This window comes from Moorena sp. SIO4A5 (genome assembly GCF_010672005.1).
Classification (GTDB): Bacteria; Cyanobacteriota; Cyanobacteriia; order Cyanobacteriales; family Coleofasciculaceae; genus Moorena.
The window spans coordinates 1-17,464 of record NZ_JAAHHZ010000033.1; the positions used below are offsets into that span (position 1 = coordinate 1).

General features: G+C 44.3%; 18 protein-coding genes. 6 read left to right on the forward strand and 12 right to left on the reverse strand.

Features of this window, described 5'->3' with window-relative positions; all coding sequences use genetic code 11:
- From F6K57_RS12145 to F6K57_RS12160, 4 genes are all read right to left on the reverse strand, one after another.
- On the reverse strand, nucleotides 1–250 hold a 250-nt coding region (locus F6K57_RS12145), incomplete at its 3' end, for a phytochelatin synthase family protein (protein ID WP_293067824.1).
- 241 nt (nucleotides 251–491) lie between these two features.
- Nucleotides 492–725, reverse strand: a complete 234-nt coding sequence (locus F6K57_RS12150; protein WP_293017980.1) for a cyanobactin biosynthesis PatC/TenC/TruC family protein — start codon at nucleotides 723–725, stop codon at nucleotides 492–494.
- Nucleotides 726–854: 129 nt separating this feature from the next.
- Nucleotides 855–1,061, reverse strand: coding sequence for a cyanobactin biosynthesis system PatB/AcyB/McaB family protein (locus F6K57_RS12155; protein ID WP_293067827.1), 207 nt, complete (start codon nucleotides 1,059–1,061; stop codon nucleotides 855–857).
- A gap of 216 nt (nucleotides 1,062–1,277) precedes the next feature.
- A complete protein-coding gene (locus F6K57_RS12160; protein ID WP_293067830.1) occupies nucleotides 1,278–1,511 on the reverse strand; it encodes a hypothetical protein in 234 nt (77 codons plus the stop codon).
- A gap of 287 nt (nucleotides 1,512–1,798) precedes the next feature.
- Here F6K57_RS12160 and F6K57_RS12165 point away from each other — a divergent pair, with 287 nt between their 5' ends.
- Nucleotides 1,799–4,204, forward strand: a complete 2,406-nt coding sequence (locus F6K57_RS12165; protein WP_293067833.1) for a DUF4347 domain-containing protein — start codon at nucleotides 1,799–1,801, stop codon at nucleotides 4,202–4,204.
- Between the two features lie 245 nt (nucleotides 4,205–4,449).
- Here F6K57_RS12165 and fdhD read toward each other — a convergent pair whose 3' ends face one another.
- On the reverse strand, nucleotides 4,450–5,298 hold the full coding sequence (gene fdhD / locus F6K57_RS12170; RefSeq protein ID WP_293067836.1) for a formate dehydrogenase accessory sulfurtransferase FdhD: 849 nt from the start codon (nucleotides 5,296–5,298) through the stop codon (nucleotides 4,450–4,452).
- Between the two features lie 529 nt (nucleotides 5,299–5,827).
- Here fdhD and F6K57_RS12175 point away from each other — a divergent pair.
- Nucleotides 5,828–8,074 (forward strand): FdhF/YdeP family oxidoreductase, encoded by a 2,247-nt coding sequence (locus F6K57_RS12175; protein WP_293067839.1) that lies wholly within the window; start codon nucleotides 5,828–5,830, stop codon nucleotides 8,072–8,074.
- A 290-nt stretch (nucleotides 8,075–8,364) separates the two neighbouring features.
- Here the strand turns inward: F6K57_RS12175 and F6K57_RS12180 are convergent, their stop codons facing one another.
- Nucleotides 8,365–8,658: a hypothetical protein gene (locus tag F6K57_RS12180; RefSeq protein WP_293067842.1), complete on the reverse strand. Its 294-nt coding sequence runs from the start codon at nucleotides 8,656–8,658 to the stop codon at nucleotides 8,365–8,367.
- A 70-nt stretch (nucleotides 8,659–8,728) separates the two neighbouring features.
- Nucleotides 8,729–8,866, reverse strand: a complete 138-nt coding sequence (locus F6K57_RS12185; RefSeq protein WP_293037510.1) for a hypothetical protein — start codon at nucleotides 8,864–8,866, stop codon at nucleotides 8,729–8,731.
- A 95-nt stretch (nucleotides 8,867–8,961) separates the two neighbouring features.
- Between F6K57_RS12185 and F6K57_RS12190 the strand changes: the two genes are divergently transcribed.
- The 3 genes from F6K57_RS12190 to F6K57_RS12200 all read left to right on the forward strand — a co-directional run bounded on the left by F6K57_RS12190 (nucleotide 8,962) and on the right by F6K57_RS12200 (nucleotide 10,566).
- A complete protein-coding gene (locus tag F6K57_RS12190; protein WP_293037507.1) occupies nucleotides 8,962–9,129 on the forward strand; it encodes a hypothetical protein in 168 nt (55 codons plus the stop codon).
- Nucleotides 9,130–9,309: 180 nt separating this feature from the next.
- A complete protein-coding gene (locus F6K57_RS12195) occupies nucleotides 9,310–9,468 on the forward strand; it encodes a DUF2256 domain-containing protein (protein WP_075904077.1) in 159 nt (52 codons plus the stop codon).
- Between the two features lie 141 nt (nucleotides 9,469–9,609).
- Nucleotides 9,610–10,566, forward strand: a complete 957-nt coding sequence (locus F6K57_RS12200) for an isoaspartyl peptidase/L-asparaginase (protein ID WP_293037504.1) — start codon at nucleotides 9,610–9,612, stop codon at nucleotides 10,564–10,566.
- 287 nt (nucleotides 10,567–10,853) lie between these two features.
- On the opposite strand, the gene F6K57_RS12205 is transcribed toward F6K57_RS12200, so the two are convergent.
- The 4 genes from F6K57_RS12205 to F6K57_RS12220 form a co-directional block, all read right to left on the reverse strand.
- Nucleotides 10,854–11,897 carry a sister chromatid cohesion protein PDS5 gene (locus F6K57_RS12205; protein WP_293067847.1) on the reverse strand — a complete coding sequence of 348 codons (1,044 nt, stop codon included), beginning with the start codon at nucleotides 11,895–11,897 and terminating at the stop codon, nucleotides 10,854–10,856.
- A 129-nt stretch (nucleotides 11,898–12,026) separates the two neighbouring features.
- On the reverse strand, nucleotides 12,027–14,096 hold the full coding sequence (locus tag F6K57_RS12210; RefSeq protein ID WP_293067850.1) for an NACHT domain-containing protein: 2,070 nt from the start codon (nucleotides 14,094–14,096) through the stop codon (nucleotides 12,027–12,029).
- 155 nt (nucleotides 14,097–14,251) lie between these two features.
- A complete protein-coding gene (gene glmU, locus F6K57_RS12215) occupies nucleotides 14,252–15,619 on the reverse strand; it encodes a bifunctional UDP-N-acetylglucosamine diphosphorylase/glucosamine-1-phosphate N-acetyltransferase GlmU (RefSeq protein ID WP_293067853.1) in 1,368 nt (455 codons plus the stop codon).
- Nucleotides 15,620–15,907: 288 nt separating this feature from the next.
- A complete protein-coding gene (locus F6K57_RS12220; protein ID WP_293067855.1) occupies nucleotides 15,908–16,225 on the reverse strand; it encodes a hypothetical protein in 318 nt (105 codons plus the stop codon).
- Nucleotides 16,226–16,249: 24 nt separating this feature from the next.
- Between F6K57_RS12220 and F6K57_RS12225 the strand changes: the two genes are divergently transcribed.
- Entirely contained in the window at nucleotides 16,250–16,435 is a 186-nt protein-coding gene (locus F6K57_RS12225; protein ID WP_293067858.1) for a hypothetical protein, read from the forward strand.
- On the opposite strand, the gene F6K57_RS12230 is transcribed toward F6K57_RS12225, so the two are convergent.
- Nucleotides 16,379–17,257 (reverse strand): MnmC family methyltransferase, encoded by an 879-nt coding sequence (locus tag F6K57_RS12230; RefSeq protein WP_293037490.1) that lies wholly within the window; start codon nucleotides 17,255–17,257, stop codon nucleotides 16,379–16,381. The two genes, F6K57_RS12225 and F6K57_RS12230, sit on opposite strands and share 57 nt — an antisense overlap.
- Nucleotides 17,258–17,464: the final 207 nt, after the last annotated feature.

Genomic DNA, 17,464 nt, shown 5'->3' on the forward strand with positions numbered 1-17,464 from the left:
AAGCCAGGTTTTCCTGAGTGACAAACTGAATACTTAGGGGCAAATAGTCTTCTCGGGCTTGGCTTGCCATCAGTAACCTTTCTCCGTGATCGGAATCGAGGTTAATCAGATTTTCGGTCAGTGGAATGGTCTGGGCTAAGCATCCTCCATTGATAAGGAAAAACCCAATTAAAGTAGCTTGTAGGGGTATACGGAATAGTTTTAGGCTACTTTTTTGAGCATATTTTTTAGCATTGTTTTTATTAATCATATATACTATTTCTCAATTGGATGAGGGACTTTACTCGGGTGGTTTTAGGGAGTAGGGAGTAGGGAGTAGGGAGTAGGGATGGATCGCTTTTGTCAAAATACGACCATTGAAGGCTATTATCATCTCAGGATAATTACCATTAATATAATAAAAATTTCCCCCATTTCCCTATCTCCCTACCCGTGAAATTTTAGTCGGACGCAAGAAACAGCCCTGCTATCCTTATCCACTCATCTCCTGATTAAGCCCAAATGCGTCCCCGACGGAAAGGGGGGTCATTGTCTGGCTTCTGGTCTTTAAACATAACCTTCCACCGTGCATAATCTTCTAGACCAGTAGCAAGTAACACTGATTTCTTTTCTTCATTAACCTCTGGTTGAACAGATGGAGAAGCAGCAGCAGGTTCTGCTTTTGGCTTGGCCTGGGTTTTTCTGCGACGACCGCGTCTGGGAGTTTTAGTTTCTTCTTCTGGCATAATTGTTTCTTATTGTTTCTTATGGTTTACGACATCTATTTAACCGTAAGCATTCAGCTATCAGCTATCAGCTATCAGCTATCAGCTATCAGCCCATAGGCTGACCCTTGACCTAGGGGCACGACCACATCAATACCATCCGCCCCAGCCAGAGGTTTTGAGTTGCTGATAACTAGGGTAAGCAAAGGGTGCTGGGTCATTGTAATTGGCACCATGGGTCAAGTCCATGCGAATAGTCACCAAGTCTTCGCCTCTACCATGAACCACATCCACTGCCCGATAGGGTTGAATCAGATCCGGTCTTTTGACTGGTGCTACTTGTTTGGGGTATCTCATCAAACACTCCTTTTCTGGTCAGTAGTGCTATAATACGAAGATTATTGCTTAGGTAGCAAGTTCTTTTTTGTTTCCAATTGGGTTTTTCCTTAGTTTATGCTTCCCTCTCGGTGAAGATTATCTCCTGTGAGAGGTTGAAGCAATTTTTTTGGCATTTTTCAGGTTAATCAATACTTTAAGCTAGGCTCGACGGGGTGACAAGCAGCCTTGTGAGCCTTACTGGGAGTAGGGTGTGGGGTGTAGGGTGTAGGGTGTAGGGTGTAGGGTGTGGGGTGTGGGGTATAGAGAAGCGATGCAGCGCCGACCTGAGGGGGTTTCCCCCATTAGCGACTGCATTGCTACTGCCATTAACCCAAGACGAGGTACCTCACCCAATTGAGAACTGCTATAGCGTTTGTATTTGAGTTGTAAACACACGTATTGCCAGAGAAGGCAAAATTCAAGAGGCAAAAGGCAAGAGGAGAAAGAGATTCGGAGTTTTCTTGGACAATAAAAAAAGACATCATAGGTTTACATTTCATTTATAAAGGCAATAAATGAATAAATGTGAAAGCCCTGCTTAACTGAAATTTTATAAAACTTGAGTGATACTTCATCAAAGCTTCACCTACATTGGCCGGATTGGTAGTTATGATATCTGAGGTTGCAAATATTATCCTAAATATCTGATTGGTAATTTGGGTTGAGAGTGTAATCAGTAAAACCCTGATTATCGAATGCTTGGTTCTGTTGGCAAATTGTCACGATTAGTAGGTGAATGGCAGCCACATACTAATACTAATGTGCAGGATGCTAACAGTAATCAATGGGATTTTAGAGGACTGCTGAGACTAGTAGCCATTTCACCAGTGGCTACTGTTACAAACCAACACATCATCAAGGGGCATTTTAGCATGTTTGATATCAAAAATGCTAGTTTTAACGAACTCGATAAGTCGTTGAACTTTGGGGAGACTGAGGTACACAAAACTCTGGTAAGTCACTCCAAAACCTCTAGCACTATTGTCTTTATTGACTCAGGGGTTGATGATTATCAGAGTTTAGTTAATGGTACGGTACCGGAAGCTGAGGTGATTGTCCTGGACTCTACACAGGATGGCGTTGAACAAATTACCAAGGCTCTGCAAGGACGCACTGATATTACTGCTATTCACATCGTTTCTCACGGTTCACCGGGGTGTTTGTATTTAGGAAATAGTCAACTTAGTCTAGATACTTTAAATCATTACACCCCTCAATTACAAACTTGGTCAACGACTGATTCACCCACTCCTATTCTCTTCTACGGCTGCAATGTTGCTACTGGAGATGCTGGTACAGAATTTTTGGAACGACTGCACCAAATAACTGGTACTGAGATTGCTGCTTCTGGGAACCGCACGGGTAATGCTGCCTTGGGTGGTGATTGGAATCTAGAATGTGGTACGGGTCAGATTGGTGTAGATTCAGCATTTTTGCCTGAATTGATCCAGGTATATCAAGGAATTTTTGCTGTTTCCTTTAGCAATGCTAACAACTTTGCAGTAGGAAATAGTCCTGCTGCTATTGCCACCGGAGACTTTGACCATGATGGTGATTTGGATTTAGTAACAGCGAACTTTAACTCTGATAACGTATCGGTGCTGTTAAATAATGGCGCAGGAAGCTATACCTTAAATGGGAACTTTGCCGTGGGACGTTTTCCCGTTGACGTTGCTGTGGGAGACTTCAACAAAGATGGTAAGCTGGATTTGGTGACGGCAGACCTAGGTCAGTTTTCCAGTGGAAACACTGTCTCGGTGCTGTTGGGTCAGGGGAACGGAAACTTTAACCCTGCCACTAGCTTTGTTACAGGCAAGGGACCCGCTGCTGTCGCTGTCGCAGACTTTGACGGCGATAACAACCAAGATTTAGCAGTAGTGACCCAAAACGACGTCAATACCCAGCTCTCGGTGTTGTTTGGTCAGGGGAACGGAAACTTTGACTCAGCCACCAATCTGAATACAGGCACAGGTGTTGCTGGTTCTATCTCTGTGGGGGACTTTAACAAAGATAGTAATCCAGATATAGTAATAGGATCTCGGGGATCAGTAATCTTCCTAGCGCTGAATAATGGGGCTGGGGGTTTCAACATTCCTGCCCAAGCGATTCCAACAGGTGTGTCTTTTGCCGCTGCTGGTGCTGTGGGAGACTTCGACAAAAATGGCAATCTAGACTTAGTCGTAGGTAGCGGTTCCGGTCGTGAGAGCGAAATCGCGGTGCTGTTGGGGAATGGAAATGGTACCTTTGGTTCTCCCATACCATTTACAACAGGTGGAGGTTCTGAAGTCGCCGTGGGGGACTTCAATGGTGATCACAACTTGGACATTGCAGCAGCAAGTGATGATCAAGTCTCACTGCTATTAGGGGATGGTGCAGGAGGCTTTACCCCTTCTGGTTCGTTTGGTGTGGGCACTAATCCCTCTTCCATCACTGTAGGGGATTTCAACAGTGATGGTAAACCAGACATTGCGACGGCCAACTCTGGCTCCGACAACGTGTCAGTACTGCTCAACACTACCTCTTTCTCAAGTTCCATTGTCGCAACCCCCAACGACGATAATCTGACCCTCACCCCAAAGAATGATATCATCAATCTGTTGACCGGTCAAGATATTGCCGAAGGTCTAGCAGGTGATGATTTTATTAACGGTGACGGCGGTGACGATAACTTATTTGGAGACGAGGGTAATGACACCCTCTTAGGTGGCAGTGGTCAGGATGAACTGTACGGTGGTAGCGGTGATGACAGCCTTGAGGGCGGTGATGGTGACGATAACTTATTTGGAGAGGCTGGCAATGACACCCTCTTAGGCGGTCAAGGCCAAGATAAACTCTTCGGCGGTAGCGGTGACGACCTTCTCAAGGGTGGTCAAGGAGATAACATCCTGACTGGTGGCGCTGGAGAAGACATGTTTGTCTTGTCCACAGCAGGCAAGAACACCATTGCTGACTTTGAAAATGGTGTAGATTTGTTGAAATTAGAGGGAGGGTTTACCTTTGACTCACTTTCTATCTTTGAACAAAATGGTGACACCTGGATCACAACTCAAAATAATCAACCGTTAGCTTTCTTGACTGATGTGGACGTCAATCTGATTACGGCTAACGATTTTATTTTTTAATCTAGCGTAAGCTATCAGCATTCAGCATTCAGCATTCAGCATTCAGCTATCAGCTATCAGCTATCAGCTAATGGGTGGCACAGGCTAGAAGCCTGTGCCACGGTACTTGATGTGCTTATGGGCATAGGATAAGCTACACCAAACAGCTTTTGAATAAGCGACTGGACAAGACAACAGGTAAGCAAAAGTTTAATCTGAGTTACGGAATGCTGACAGCTGACAGCTGACCGCTGAATGCTGACATATCAACCATGATCAAAAAAACTGCAAATACGCTCTTTCCCAGAATAAACATTAAACCGTTTTCCCCGCAGAAATCCCACAAGGGTAATCCCAAACTCTCTGGCTAGGGTTACCGCTAGACTGCTGGGAGCAGATACAGCGCAAACAATTGGAACCCTAGCCATGAGACATTTCTGTAAAATCTCAAAACTAGAGCGCCCACTGACCATGACAATGCGATCGCTTAAGGGCAGTTGATTAGTTAATAACGCTGAACCCACCAATTTATCCACAGCATTGTGACGTCCTACATCCTCTTGTAAACAGAGTAACTCTCCTTGGGAATTAAACAACCCAGCAGCATGGATTCCCCCAGTTGTGGAAAACACTGATTGAGCTGAACGCAGCTGTTCCGAGAGGCTGTAAATCACTTCAGTGCTGACTTCCATAGCATCAGACATCACTGGACACCCTCGCAACCGTAGTGCCTCAAGACTAGCTTTTCCACAAATTCCACAGGCGCTGGTGGTAAAAAAGTGGCGTTCCAGGGGCTGCAAATCTGGAGTCAGTTCTTCCCTCAAGGTCACATTCACAATATTATAGCGCTGCTCACCATCTCGATTAGAATCCACACAGTAGCTAATCCGTTGAATATCATCCCGATGCTTCACAATTCCTTCACTATAGAGGAACCCTGCTGCTAGTTCAAAATCTGCCCCTGGGGTGCGCATGGTCACCGCAACGGTTTTCTGGGCAGAGGTCAGGCGAATTTCCAAGGGTTCTTCTGTTGCCAGTTGATCTAAACGCGATCGCACTTGGCTGTTTTCCACTACCCAGACTTGGGATTTAGTTTTGCTACGGTGCTGATTCATACTTTATACTCAGAGCTTGCACCAAGTTTAAAATTATCTGTAAAGGCAGGGAGTAGGGAGTAGGGAGTAGGGAGTAGGGAGTAGGGAGTAGAACTGCATCGTTATGCCCTATTCCTTAAAATTAAAAATATACCTCACCCATTAGATAAATACTATAGATTTATCTAACTTTTTATGGTATTACTAAATTAAGCGATCGCTCTGCTATCAACAAACACAATAATTCCTAGCAACCAACCCTTTAAACCTCAGTTTTATTGACACCAATAAACCGTTATATTCCCTCCAACATTTCATCCTAAGCATTTCCTTAAATTAAGTTATTTATTATATAGTAATCCCTAGAGTAATTGTGATAATTTTTGTTCCCTATTCCCTATTCTCTATTCCCTATTCCCTATTCCCTATTCCCTGCTCCCTGCTCCCTGCTCCCTAAAATCCAGAAATTGTTTACCTCATAGCTATGATAATTGCTATAAGTTTATGGTAACGTAATCAAGTACCCAGATTTTAACGTTACTCCAAACTCATGCTGCGTCAACCCAAAAAAGGCTGGACTCCTTCCCACTGGGCAAACTGGAAACCATTCGGTATTGGTGAACAATACCCGAACAATTATTGGGAAGTCTTCAGAGCAGCTTGGGAAAACCGAGACCAGTTATCCTATGCTTGGGATATCTTAAATCAGGGAGTGTGCGACGGTTGCGCCCTTGGCACTACTGGTATGAAAGACTGGACTCTTGATGGCGTCCATGTCTGTAATGTCCGGCTGCGGCTGTTGCGGATGAATACCATGGCAGCATTTGACCCCGAAATCTTAGCAGATGTCTCTCAGCTTCAGAGGAAAAAAAGTATCCAACTGCGGGATTTAGGACGGCTTGCTTACCCCATGATGCGGCAACGAGGGGAGCAAGGATTTCGTCGAATTAGTTGGGATAAAGCACTGGAATTAATCAGTGATTCCCTAAGGAATAGTTTACCTTCACCCATTGATAGCAGCACTAACCGATTTAGCGTTTATCTAACCAGTAGAGGTACAGTAAATGAAACCTACTATGCTGCCCAAAAAGCAGTGCGGGCAATCGGAACTAATAATATAGATAATGCTGCTCGCATCTGCCATTCTCCGAGTACTGCTGGACTTAAAGCAGGATTAGGGGTAGCAGCTACTACTTGTTCTTATCAAGATTGGATTGGCACAGATTTATTAGTATTCATTGGCTCTAACGTTGCCAACAATCAACCAGTTACAGTTAAGTATCTCCACTGGGCTAAGAAGGCTGGTACCAAAATTGTGGTAATTAACACTTACCAAGAACCAGGTATGGAACGCTATTGGGTGCCTTCGATTCCCGAAAGTGCCTTATTTGGTACTAAATTTGCCGAAGACTTCTTTTTAATCAATATGGGTGGGGATATGGCATTCCTCAATGGCACCCTTAAGGAGATGATTGCTAACCATTGGGTAGACTTATCCTTCATCAAAAATCATACGACTAATTTTGAGCAATTAAAAGCAACCCTAGCTAACCAATCCTGGGAAGAACTAGAACAGCTTTCCGGTACCTCCCGTGAACATATGTACGCCTTTGCCAAGATGCTAGCTGAAGCTGATAAAGCTGTGTTTGTCTGGAGCATGGGTATTACCCAGCATCAGTGTGGCGAAGATAATGTGCGAGCCATCATTAACGTAGCCTTAGCAAAAGGGTTTGTTGGTCGAGAAGGCTGTGGGTTAATGCCGATTCGGGGTCACTCTGGGGTGCAAGGAGGAGCAGAAATGGGATGCTATGCCACGGTTTTTCCTGGTGGTAAGCCCATTACTCCAGAAAATGCGGCCAAGCTCAGCCAACAATGGCAGTTTGAAGTACCCACCACCAAAGGATTAACAGCAGCGGAAATGATTGATGCTGCCCATTCAGGGGAGTTGGATATAGTATTTTCCGTCGGAGGCAATTTCCTGGAGGTGTTGCCAGAACCAGATTATATCAAAGAGGCACTACAGCGAATCCCTCTGAGAGTCCATATGGATATTGTCCTCTCCAGTCAAATGTTAGTAGAACCTGGGGAAACCGTAGTCTTGTTACCCGCCACGACTCGCTACGAAATTCCAGGGGGAGTAACTGAAACCAGTACCGAGAGACGGGTGATTTTCAGTCCAGAAATTCCTGGCCCTCGGATTGGGGAAGCCCGTCCGGAGTGGGAAGTGTTTATGGAACTAGCACGGCGAGTGCGTCCGGATTTGGCAGATAAATTATACTTTGATAGCACAGCCGCCATTCGGGCAGAAATTGCCCAGGTTATCCCCCAGTATGCTGGTATCCAACATCTGAAGGAAGCTGGTGATCAGTTCCAGTATGGCGGTTCCCATCTCTGCTTTGGCTGGAATTTCCCCACACCGGATGGGTTAGCCCATTTTTCCCCCTTATCTCCACCCAAGTTAGAGCTGCCAGAAGGTCATTTCTTGGTAGCCACCAGGCGAGGTAAACAATTTAACAGCATGGTGCAAGAACAGAAAGATGCCATTACTGGGGCAAGGCGAAAGGCGGTGCTGATGAGTCGGGTGGATGCTAAAAAACTGAGATTAAACCATGGCGATGCCGTAATCCTGAGGAATCAACAGGGTCAATTCCAAGGAAACATCCATATCGCACCGATTACACCAGGAAATTTACAGGTACATTGGCCTGAAGGAAATGTGCTATTGGATAAACGCAAGCGATCGCCTGAAGTAGATATTCCAGACTACAATGCTTTGGTTCGACTGGAGAAGGTTTAACGATCAGAACTTGTGTGAACAGATAGTATCGAGTTCGGTTAATTACTTTGTATTCAGGTAATTTGTAATTTATACTTTTTAAGTTACAAGTTACAAGTTACAAGTTACAGGTGACAAGTTACAAGTTATAAGTTTTATAGGGCACCTCAATGAATTGTGATAATTTTTGTGCCCTACTCCCTACTCCCTACTCCCTGTTCCCTACTCCCTACTCCCTACTCCCTACTCCCTACTCCCTACTCCCTACTCCCTGTTCCCTTTGCTATATAAGTAGTCAACCGGACATAATATTAGTCAGCAACATATCGCCATCCTTGAGGTTCATATTCCCGTTGAATTCGCACCATCCAGCTACCTTGTGGAAGCTCTATGGGCTGATGCTCTTCGTGAGTTAAGGTTGCTATTTCTGAAACAACTTGTAGATAAAGGATGCCATTTTTTTCGTATAACTGAGCAACACCATCACTGATGCGATGGGAATGTCCAGTTACCTCTCCTTCTGCTAGGGTTAGGTGAGGTAACTGTTGTCCATTGATTTGCTCTACAGGAAGTAAAATAACGTCCCCTTGTCGAATAGGTTGCATAGGTTCTTTGATTAGTTGTTAGTTTGATTAGTTGTTAGTTTGATTAATTGTTAGTTTGATTAATTGTTATCTAGTTATCGATTAGTTGGGAAAGGTCATATATCATGTCGGGATAATTACCCTTAATAAAAATCTCCCCCATCTCCCCATCTCCCCATCTCCCCATCTCCCCATCTCCCCATCTCCCTATCTCCCTATCTCCCCACACTTCCCACCCTCCCCTCGCTCTCTAGAAAGATGGGTATTCAACCTGACTTGATAATAAGGGTTCTTTTTCCCCTTACTATAGCATTTATCCTAGTAATGATGTACAGTCAATTGGCTTATGCCTACTCCCTATTGCGTACTCCCTATTGCCTAAAACCTAGGACAAAGTACTTGATAAGTATGAAAAATTATAGGTTTTATAAACGAGTTGTGAAAATTCCGAAACCCAAAATCATTGTGAGTACGGGTATCCTGCCCCCGTGAAATTTCACAACCTATTTATAATTGCTATAGACAATCAAAACTCAAAAGTTTTCAATTAACAATAAACAATTAACGATTAACCGCTATATAATTAAATTTTGTAATTTTTTTTTATTAAACTTGATAGAAATTAATAATTTGTTACAATAAAAGATACTCATTATCTATAATAGAACTAATATGACACGCCAGCAATTGAAATCGAACCTGCCAACAAAAATTTGCCCTGTTTGTCAACGTTCCTTTACATGGCGCAAAAAATGGCAAGATTGTTGGGAGGAAGTCAAATATTGCTCAGAGCGCTGTCGCAGACGGAAATCTGGCGTGAAGCAGAGATGAGGTATCAAGGATAACCAGGGCTAGTTCCAAAGGTTTCGTCAGTGAACTTTTTGTGTTTTGTATATTTTCATACTTGACACAGCAGACTCTCATAATTCACACTATGTGTTCTAATCCTTAATCTTTTCTTCATTCTTGTGTATGTTTGTGAAGACGGTGTGTCCCAAAGTCATTATCCACGGTGGTGCTGGTAGTTCTATAAAAGGCAAAGGAGGGGCTGATGCGATTCGCAAGTCCCTCCACTCAATTATTGAGGAGATTTATGCCTTGTTAGTGAACGGTAGTAGTGCGACTGATGCTGTGGTCCGAGGCTGCCAACTGTTAGAAGATGACCCGCGCTTTAATGCTGGAACCGGTTCAGTGTTGCAATCAGATGGGCAAATCCGGATGAGTGCGTCCCTGATGGAAGGTCAATCTCAGCGCTTCAGCGGTGTGATTAATGTGTCGCGAGTGCAGCATCCGATTCAGCTGGCAGAAGCGTTGCAAGGCTCCGATGACCGCGTGCTGTCGGACTATGGAGCGGCAGAATTGTTACGAGACATGCAACTCCCGGTTTACAATCCTATGACGCAGCTGCGGTTACAAGAGTGGCTCAAAGAAAGGCAGGCCAATTTTAGCCATAAGATGGCGGGAGTGATTGCTGAGGACGAATTGGTGACCAGCTCTGAAGCTCGAAGGGGAACCATTGGTGTGGTTGTACTAGATAGCCGGGGTCATCTGGCAGCAGGGACCTCTACTGGTGGTAAGGGTTTTGAACGGATTGGTCGCGTCAGTGACTCGGCAATGCCAGCAGGAAATTACGCTACTGGTGATGCAGCAGTGAGCTGCACCGGTATCGGGGAAGACATTATGGAAGAGTGTCTAGCAGCACGGATTGTGGTGCGAGTCACTGATGGTTTATCCCTGGTGAATGCCATGGAGCGTTCATTTAAGGAAGCTCGGAAGAATCAGCGAGATTTTGCCGCTATTGCTCTAGATGCTAATGGTGCGATCGCATGGGGCAAAACTAGCGAAGTTCTGCTAGCGGCTTATCATACTGGCGAAAAGATTGTGGATACCTTGAATATGACTAAGGATGTGGAATTTTTGTCGATTTAAGTCGATTTAAATGTATCTGAACAATTACGCATACAGGATGCTGAAATCTTGATAGTCATTAGTAATGGCTTTTCGGTACCTGTTAGACTAAGCTGTTAACTTTAGTGGCCTCAAACTGCTATTGTGTATAGCTTTGATATTTTGATAATTGATTTTTTATACTAAATAGTATCTCAATGGCTAAAAGCGTTGCCTAGCAATACTTTGAGCCATTTTTTATGAGAATTAGCCTTGTGGTCAACCCCTCAGCTCCTACTCCCTACTCCCTACTCCCTACTCCCTACTCCCTACTCCCTACTCCCTTGTGGGATTTCCAAATTCCATAGAGCATCAATCCCACTACCCACATAGTCTGAGGCTTGGTGCAGCTCAATCCATTGTGCAAGAGCACTGGACACATAACTAGATGGTTTACCTAACTCAGCCAAGGTCTCAGCTGCTGAGGCACGTACACCAGACTCTTCATCTTTGAGGCACCCCAGCAAGGCAGTGATCACAACTTGAGAAGAATTACCCAACTGGCTTAAGGCATTAATAGTGGCACAACGTACATCAGAATCTTGATCATCTAGCTGGGGTAGTAGGGCACTGACAACTGTTTCAGAAAGGTTCCCTAACTGACCATTACCTAACTGACCTAAAGCAGTAGCGGCGGCACAACGGAGATCAGAATCTTGATCTTTGAGGGATGTGATTAAAGCACTGACTACGGTTTCACTACGCTGGTCTAATTTACCCAACACTGAAGCACTCAAGCAACGAACACGAGAATTTTGATCGTTTAGCCTTGTCAATAACGCACTCACAACGGTTTTACCACGCTGCTTCAATTTGCCCAATGCCCAGATACTGGAGTAACGAACACGAGAATTTTTATCGTTTAACCGCATCAACAAGCTATTCACGACTGGCTCAGAAACCTGAGCTAATTCACCTAATGCTAAAGCTGCTTCAGAACGAACCGTAGCATCGTCATCTTTTAGCCAGCTCAGCAATGTATTTACTAAGCTTTCTGAAGTATTGTCTAATCTGACAATAGCGCTTAGTGATAAGTTCTGAATATTTTTTGGAAGACTAGTGTGATGGAGAGTAGTCAGATAATAGTCAGGAGAGTCTAATTTATTTAAACTATCACTAGTTAATCTATCACTAGTTAATATCTCACTGGCCTGGTGACGCACGGTATTATTATTATCTTCTAGCCCTGCCAAAAAGGTTTTGAGGAATGTCGGGTTTTGCCCTAATTGGTTTTGCCCTAATTGGTTTTGCCCTAATTCCACTTGGCTTTCCTGGGATTGTGTATCTTTCTGAGAGTTTGCTCTATCTTTCAATAGTTGTAAAAGGTCAAGTTTAATCTCAGTCTGATTCAAGTCGGAAAGGGTTTGAAAGACTTGCTGATGGAGTTGGTAACCAACTCGCCGTGAATCACTGGCTGCTAGGGTAACTAATGCTGCTAAAATTTATTGCAGTAGGGAATTATCTGCTATCTTCAAGGGTTGAGTATTTTCGGTAAGGCAAGTGGCAGCAAATAATAAATCCCGATGTAACCAAGACTCATACTCACTGCCATGATTTAAAATTTCCTGAATTGCTTTAGCGGCTTTTTTTGGTTTAAGCTGAGCAATTAGTAGCAGCAACACGTCTTGCCAGTGGGAGTCATGGAGATAGTCTTGGATATGATTAAGGATAATCTCAAAATTTTCTTCATTATCGGCTTGATAGTTAATTTCTTGAGCACACAGATAGTCTTGAAAGATTTTATGGATAAAGGCGTAACCATCCAATCCTTGTTGTGTTAAAATGCCAGTGCGATGCTCCTTTGGAGCCGCTACGCTATCCCTAATCAAATTAACCAACCGTTTTGCCTCTGCCTTGGCCTCGTATAACTGAATCTGTTTCAGGTTTTTAATTTCTCTACCAAACCAAGCGATCAGTTCATCTCGATTAATTACTATCCTACCTTCTTTCTCCGTTTTACTCTCCTGGATATTCATCCAATACCCGAGACGTTCCATCAATCGTCTACAATCATTCAATCCCAGATATTTCAGCTTCTGATTATTACTAATATCTGGACTAATATCTGGTTTATTATCCCAGGAGGTTAATAACAGGTCTACTGCCTGGTCATAAAGCTGATAGCGCTCCAAAGGCAATCGGAAATGATAGCGGTGAATTAGGGTAATAATTGTCAACAATAGGGGGTTTCGTGCCAGGCGTCTAATCTGCTGATGCTCATATAGCACTTTGCTCAGGCTTTCTTTAAGTCGTTGTGCTTCTGCTTTGTATTGAATCTGACTATAGTACCAGCGCTGAATAAATTCCTCTATTTGACTGTCATCAAAGGACTGAATTTGATAGGGATAAAATTCTTCGTTCCTGTAAAACTCCCAGATAAAATTTGAGTTATGGTAACTGGAATTATCGCAGGTTATAATTACCCAATTGTTAGGAAATTGCTGGATAAAATCCTTAATTTTACCTACGACTTGCTCACCTTTTGCTGGTTCTGTGACTTGATCAAGCCCATCGAGCAAAATCAATGTTCGTCCATCCTCCAGCCAATGTTCAAAGAAACCTTTAGGCAGGGATTTCACCAATAGGGTTTTTTCAGCAAACTGCCGTGCATACTCTAGAATACTGATATCTGAATACTCGACCCAATCCCGAATATCAATTAAAATCGGCAGCCAGTCAAGATCTGGCGCTAACCCCATTGCTTCTGGTTGCTTCTGGGCTAACATGACAGCAACATAATTCATTAAGGTGGTTTTACCTGAACCAGGCGCACCCAGTAACATGACGTTTCGGGATTTAGCAGAGGTAACCTGCCAGGTTTTTACGGCTGATAAATATTGGGCAAGAGTTTTTTTAACCGTTTGCATGGGCAATGGTTGCCATTGCTTACCGGGTAATGCTACCTGAGGGTGAAAAACCCGCGACTCTACCGGTCGCTGACTACTGGGAGGATGTAACACTTCCACCTCAGGCATGACAAAAATTTGGTCAAGCTTAAGGGAATGGTTTCCATGCTGGGTCGCTACCAACATCCCAGCAAACTTAACATGATCAATCTTGTTGGAAATTTGCTGGAAATAGTTTTCCTTAGTTAGTTGAAATTGTAAATAAGTGCTGGTTTTCTCAGTATAAGTCTTGACAAAGGTTTCCATCCAGGGAAGGATAAAACTATCTTGTGGTTGAGTGGGGGCATAGTTTGAGGCTACCTGCTTAAATTTCTCCACAAGCAAAGAGGTTAATGGTGCTTTGTGCTCCTCTTGGAGGGGTTTGTGTAATTCCTCCTGTACTTCCCTATCTTGGAAAAAGTCTTCCAGAAAAAACGCGATCGCATCAGGAGCAGAGTAATAGAAAAGGCGCTGCTCTGGTGCCAAGGGTTCTTCTCGCACTAGGGCAGCTTTGAGTCCTTGCTCTACTGCTTTGTGGATGTCGGCAGGAGTTAGCCTAGTTTGAATTTTTCTCCCTAAAATAGGGGTAACAGATTTAGCAACAACAGAAGCAATTTCCCAGGTCATCAGGCTAGCTAAATTTTACCTCAACAATTATTATCGCAGTCTTTAGTCATTTGCTTCCCCTTCTTACTTCTGTTACCCCTATTGCCCCTCTTGAAACACCCAATTTAGGGAATTTAGCAACAACCTGATCAACTTACAGCCATCCCTATACTTGCTCAGCTGTTGGAATCTTCAGTGGTCTTTAATCGCCAACCGGGTTTAACTACCTGATTTCCACGAGCTATTACCAAGCTATCGTTTGGAACATCCTTGGTAACCACAGAACCAGCGGCCACAGTGACATCTTCTCCTAAGGTGAGTGGTGCCACCAAAACACTATTCGAGCCAGTCTTAGTGCGATCGCCTATCTGGGTTTTATGCTTTTTAACACCATCGTAATTGGCAGTAATCGTACCTGCGCCAATATTCACTCGGGACCCTAGGGTAGCATCTCCTAAATAAGATAGATGAGAGGCATTAGTGCGATCGCCAATCTGAGTATTTTTCAGTTCCACAAAATTTCCGATACGGCAGGATTCTCCTACTTGGGCATTACCCCGAAGATGGGAATAGGGACCAATACGGGTGCCATCTTGAACCACAGAATCACTGACCACTGAATATAGCACGGTCACCTTCTCACCCAACTGGCTATTTTCAATCAGACTCCCTGGGCCAATCCTGCTACCAGCACCAATCACGGTCTTACCCCGCAAATGAGTTTGGGGCTCAATGATGACATCAGGTTGCAATTGGACAGTGTCATCAATGGTGATACTGTTTGGGTTAATTAATGTCACCCCTGCCTTCATCCAGCCATCCTTAATCCGCTCTTGCAAAATCTGCTCAGCCATGGCCAGCTGTTTACGGTCATTAATCCCGAGAATTTCGTGGTAATCTTCCACATCCACTGCCATTACTGGATTAACCATGGTAACCGTATCCGTTAGGTAATACTCATTTTGGTCATTATCCGCAGAGAGTTTTGGTAAGACCAAAGCCAATTGAGACCAGTTGAAGCAATAGACACCAGCATTGATGCGGTTATTTTGCTTTTGAGCATCAGTGCAATCCCGGTGTTCCACAATCTGTTGCAGCTGATTGTTACTATCACAGAAAACCCGTCCATAACCGGTGGGATTGGGCACATGGGCAGTTAGGATCGTAGCGCCATTGTTATGGGCTTGATGGCTTTCTAATAGTTGTTTAATGGTGTCGGGACGCAACAAGGGAACATCACCATTTAAGACCAGTAAGTCTCCGGTATCGTCTGCCAAGTGGGGCAACAGTTGCTGGACGGCATGACCAGTACCCAATTGCTCTTTCTGTTCAACGAATTCTACATTGGTGTAGGCGCTCAGACTTTCTTTTACCCGTTCACTCTGATAGCCACAAATCACCATCACTCTGGAGGGGTTAATAGAAACACAACTGTTGAGCACTCGCTCCACTAGAGTTTGTGAACCCAAACGGTGACAGACTTTGGGCAGGTCAGATTTCATGCGAGTTCCGCGTCCTGCCGCTAGAATTGCTACTGCAACCATAGATTAGCTTTTTGCTTCCATCTTTGCATCCCTATCATACTCACACTTGACCTCAGTTTGATGTCATAAATTGGCAGTTTTGTTAAAGATGCACGAGAGAGAATTAATAATTCCGGAGAAGCATGATTACTATATTGGGAGAATAAATAGTGTTATTCCCTATTTAATTTGATTAATTGCTAATTAAGTCAATAATTACCGTATTATTACTATAAAAGGGGAATCGGGAATCGGGAATCGGGAATCGGGAATCGGGAATCGGGACTGCATCCGTTAAAACCGTCTTGACTATTGCCTATTGCCTATTGCCTGGCGTTGCGTCAGTCTTTGAATGAATAGGAGTAGAGTGGGCATCCTGCCCGCGCGAAAATAAGCATGAAACTGGCAAGATGCCAGTTCTACACAAGATGCCAGTTCCACACAAGATGCCCATTCCAGGAAACTGGCAAGATGCCAGTTCCACACAAGATGCCCATTCCAGGAAACTGGCAAGATGCCAGTTCCACACAAGATGCCCATTCCAGGAAACTGGCAAGATGCCAGTTCTACACAAGATGCCAGTTCCACACAAGATGCCCATTCCACCTCACTCTTAAAATCATTCAATTATTAAGCAACACGTTTGGCCTTTTGCTACTCCCTACTCCCTACTCCCTACTCCCTACTCCCTACTCCCTACTCCCTACTCCCTACTCCCTACTCCCTACTCCCTACTCCCTACTCCCTACTCCCTGTTCCCTATTCCCTATTCCCTGTTCCCTATTCCCTTTGCTCTCTCAACCAACGCTTTTTCCAATGGGAGGTTGCTTCAAGTAAAGAGTTTTGCTGCTCATGGCGGCGTCGGTGTAGAATGTCTGAGGCTGAGTCTGATAAATTCGGGTCTCGGTAAGGTACAGCGGCACGAGTTTGCAAATGTTCTTGTTCTCGGATTGATAAGCTAGGTAAATCAGCTTCAGTAAAGCTAGCGACAGTACCGGGTTGCCGATTTCCCACTTCAATGGTAGAGCCAATAGTAAACCCAGCTGTGATCAGGGCAATTCTCACTGCTGCGGCACAAGAGTAGGTGGCTAGTCTACCGGTGTCTGAGCAACATTGGGCTAAGTGTTGAATAAATTCGAGAGTCCATAATTGGGGACAGTTGGGTGGGGAAAAGGGGTCAAGAAAGATAGCATCAGCTTGGAAGTTAGCTTGTTGCACCTGTTGGATAGTTTTTCTGGCATCACCGAGATAGAGTTGAGCTTGCAATTGCTGGGTTTCAACCAGTCCAGTAGTTGCCAGAGCCTCTAATAGTTGGGGGATAGGATTGGGAAAGTGATTAAGCCAACCCTGAGCGATCGCAGCTTGTGGTACGGTAGAGTGTAATTCTAGGGCAACTAGTTGGACATGGCAGTGGGGATTGTGTGTCCAAATTTCCGCTAGGGCAGCAGCGCTGTTGTAACCTAGACCATAACAGATATCTAATAACCGTAGCACTGGCTGTTGGGCTTTTTCAGCTATTTGGCAGGGTTTGACAAACTTCAGCTGGGCTTCTTCTATGGCACCTTGTCGGCTGTGATAGGATTCACCAATTTCTGAACAAAAGAAGGTGAATGAGCCATCAGCAGTCATTTCGGGTGTGAATACCTTTTTATCGGGCATTAGGGAGTAGGGAGTAGGGAGTAGGGAGTAGGGGTAACAGGGAACAGTTAATGTAGGGTGGGCAGTGCATCAGACAGATTCACCAAGCTGGTTATAGGGTTACTCGGCACTGCCCACCATCTGCCCACCATAGAAGGTTATGTGGTTGTTCGCCTTTGGCGTTCCCGTGGGGTAGGTTATTTGCCCAACATGCAACATGTAACCTGC

What these genes read in the sequence shown, in the direction of transcription:
- F6K57_RS12230 (WP_293037490.1), bottom strand. Translation starts at nt 17,257, where the DNA reads ATGCCCGATAAAAAGGTATTCACACCCGAAATGACTGCTGATGGCTCA.
- F6K57_RS12155 (WP_293067827.1), bottom strand. Translation starts at nt 1,061, where the DNA reads ATGAGATACCCCAAACAAGTAGCACCAGTCAAAAGACCGGATCTGATT.
- F6K57_RS12210 (WP_293067850.1), bottom strand. Translation starts at nt 14,096, where the DNA reads ATGACCTGGGAAATTGCTTCTGTTGTTGCTAAATCTGTTACCCCTATT.
- F6K57_RS12150 (WP_293017980.1), bottom strand. Translation starts at nt 725, where the DNA reads ATGCCAGAAGAAGAAACTAAAACTCCCAGACGCGGTCGTCGCAGAAAA.
- glmU (WP_293067853.1), bottom strand. Translation starts at nt 15,619, where the DNA reads ATGGTTGCAGTAGCAATTCTAGCGGCAGGACGCGGAACTCGCATGAAA.
- F6K57_RS12195 (WP_075904077.1), top strand. Translation starts at nt 9,310, where the DNA reads ATGACACGCCAGCAATTGAAATCGAACCTGCCAACAAAAATTTGCCCT.
- F6K57_RS12175 (WP_293067839.1), top strand. Translation starts at nt 5,828, where the DNA reads ATGCTGCGTCAACCCAAAAAAGGCTGGACTCCTTCCCACTGGGCAAAC.
- F6K57_RS12180 (WP_293067842.1), bottom strand. Translation starts at nt 8,658, where the DNA reads ATGCAACCTATTCGACAAGGGGACGTTATTTTACTTCCTGTAGAGCAA.
- fdhD (WP_293067836.1), bottom strand. Translation starts at nt 5,298, where the DNA reads ATGAATCAGCACCGTAGCAAAACTAAATCCCAAGTCTGGGTAGTGGAA.
- F6K57_RS12190 (WP_293037507.1), top strand. Translation starts at nt 8,962, where the DNA reads ATGATGTACAGTCAATTGGCTTATGCCTACTCCCTATTGCGTACTCCC.
- F6K57_RS12200 (WP_293037504.1), top strand. Translation starts at nt 9,610, where the DNA reads ATGTTTGTGAAGACGGTGTGTCCCAAAGTCATTATCCACGGTGGTGCT.